This is a genomic window from Eudoraea sp., from assembly GCF_049665975.1.
Classification (GTDB): domain Bacteria; phylum Bacteroidota; class Bacteroidia; order Flavobacteriales; family Flavobacteriaceae; genus Eudoraea.
The window spans coordinates 1-2,746 of record NZ_JBATGR010000299.1 but is presented as its reverse complement, the minus strand read 5'-3'; the positions used below and the strand labels follow the sequence as shown (position 1 = coordinate 2,746).

At 35.1% G+C, this 2,746-nt stretch carries 2 protein-coding genes; both read right to left on the bottom strand.

The window, feature by feature from the left end:
• Positions 1–181 (bottom strand): hypothetical protein (locus WBN20_RS10575; protein WP_424281655.1); only part of this gene is annotated, 181 nt, incomplete at its 3' end.
• Between the two features lie 390 nt (positions 182–571).
• Positions 572–2,746 (bottom strand): patatin-like phospholipase family protein (locus WBN20_RS10570; protein ID WP_424281654.1); only part of this gene is annotated, 2,175 nt, incomplete at its 5' end.

Sequence of the window (2,746 nt, the reverse complement as noted above, 5' to 3'; positions counted from 1 at the left end):
TCCTAATAGTTATTTTTTGGTTAACAGCACGCGGAATGAAATAGGAACGGATTAATTTCTGTAAATTACGGAACTTGCTTATTTGTTTCTGATATACAAATGGAATTTCTTCCAAAATAACACCGGTAAATAGTGTTTTCTTATCCAATTCTATAATTGCAAATTGCCAGACAACAGCCATTTTTTTGTAGTTTACCTTAGTAATTTAAATTATGTTTTAAAGATTAAAAGAGATGGTAATAGTCTCATTTAAACCAAAGAGTTAATAGTCCTGGCACTGATCTCCAGACTTACTTGTGTTAAATATACACCAATTCTGATCTAAATCTTATCCTACATAAAGCTCTTTATTTGCTCGTTGACTTCTTCTTGAGTTGTATTATACTTATCTTTTATAAGCGATACGCTCAAAGACGTCATCCACATCTTTTAAATCGTCTGGAGTAAATTTGCCCCTTTGGTCTTCCAAACTTCTGGATGTCTTCTTTGGATCCACCTCTGATGGCCATACAGAATTAATTAAGCGAAACGGAAAGGAAAAATAAGACCGATTCAGGTATAATTAATAAAATCAATTTGAACGATTTAAAGGAAATCCAACGCTAAAGGTCAGCCTTACTTTATCTATATTATTTACCCAGGACACATCAAAATTAAGAGGTCCCAGGGGTGACTTGTAAGAGAAGGTTGCACCAGCAGACATAAGCAAGCTTGTCTCCATAATCTCTTGCCACTCTCCGTTTGGAGAAAAGGCATTTTTTATATAATCGGAAAAATCACCAAAACCAACTGAAGCAATATTAAAGTGTGGTGTAACAAAAACTTTTTTTAAGGGATTTAATTGAAGACCGAGATTTAATTTAATGAATTGATTTACATTCAATTCATCATTTCGCAACCCGGAAAATATATAACTATCTTTATTCGAACTTAGGATATTTCCGCCTAAAAAGTATTTAGCGGCATAACCGAATTCTGTAAAGGAGACATCATTGGATTGCAGCTGATCTTCAAAAATAAAACCAAATGAGGCACCAAAAATCCCGGTTAATTTGGATTGAAAAGGAATTCTTTTCTCAAACGCCACATTGATTTTTGTAAATCCGTTAGTATTTCCATTTATATCAGCAGTTAAATTATCACTAAAGGAAAGATTAACATCATTTATTAAAGATCTACCAACTCTAGCATTTAAGAAAGAACCTTTAGTTGAGAAGAAAACATCATCCAATGTATTGCGCAAATAGTGGGCATAGACTTCTACATTATTAGAAAAATAATCATGGAGTGACAAAATATTATCATCAATATCCGGATCAACTGTAGGTTTTATTTCGGTGTAATTATAGTTGATCCCAATTCCAACATAACTTTGTAAAGAGTTAATGTTTTTATTTATTTCATTATCATATAGAAAGTATCTGGATTTCATGTTATCTGTGGCATTGCCTTCTACATATACTTTTTGTATCAATTGTTCCCCGTAAAGCTCAGATCGCCACCACCATTCTTTTAATTCCCCAAAGTTTTTCTGGTACTGAACTCTAAAGTGAGGTTGTTCGGCGACATCCAGAGTTGCGAGAAACCGGGATGACTTTCCTATTACATTTCTTCCGGTATAATTCAGAATCAAACCCACACCGCGGTATGCATCATAGTGCAGGGATCCTTTTACCTGGTGCCTGGACTTTTCCAAACCGTCGATTACAATCCCAACTTTAGTATCAAGAATTATTGGGGCGTACGTAATTTGATTAAATAAATTGGTTCCCATTGCCCTGTTCATCCCTTTAATAAATTCTTTGGGAGTATATTTTTTATATTGCTTAATGTTAGTTCGGGCCTTTACCAGATCCAGGTTTTCACGGCTGATATTCTTGTAGATTATGGTATCTAAAACAAATTCAGGATTTATTTCTGGAAGTTCATGACTTTTTTTTGGATAATCCTTTAATTCATCTGCGATTGCTACCAGGGCATCCATATTTTGTAATGTCGCGATTTTACCTTCTTCATATATCTCCTTACTTTTTGCAAAATCTCCTGTGGAATAAGTCAAATTCGGGATATGATCTATTAGGATATCACATAATTCACGATTCTCAGGATTCTTAAGATTACTCGCCAACATGCCGGTTTGAAACAAAATAGTGCCTAAATTATCTAAATTTTCTTTAGGTGCCATACCGCCACCAACATCACTTCCTATTATAATATCTGCCCCCATGTCCTTAGCAACATCCACAGGAAAATTATTTAATATACCACCATCAACTAATAATGTGTTTTCATAGGGCATTGGTTTAAAAATACTAGGTATAGACATACTTGCCCTCATAGCTACTAATAAGGACCCTCCCTCTATTATTACTTCCCTTCCATTTACTATATCAGTCGCTATGGCCCTGTAGGGTATTGCGAGATTATCAAAATCATTGATTTGGTATGCCGGGTAAGTGAGAATGGATAAAAATTCTCTAAGGTTCTGATCATTTATTAGGGCCGAGTTTAATTTAGGTTTCCCTTTTCTTAAATCCAGATCCACCAGATATCTCTTAAATTCACTTTTTTCTTCTACACTCACATCAGATAAAGAAATATTGCCGCTTAAAAGATGATCCCAATTAGCACTCATTGCAATACTGGCAATGCTATCGCCAGAATAGCCCATAGCGTATAAACCCCCGACGACGCTCCCCATGCTGGTTCCAATGACTAGATCAGGAACTATGCCCAGAGAATCCAG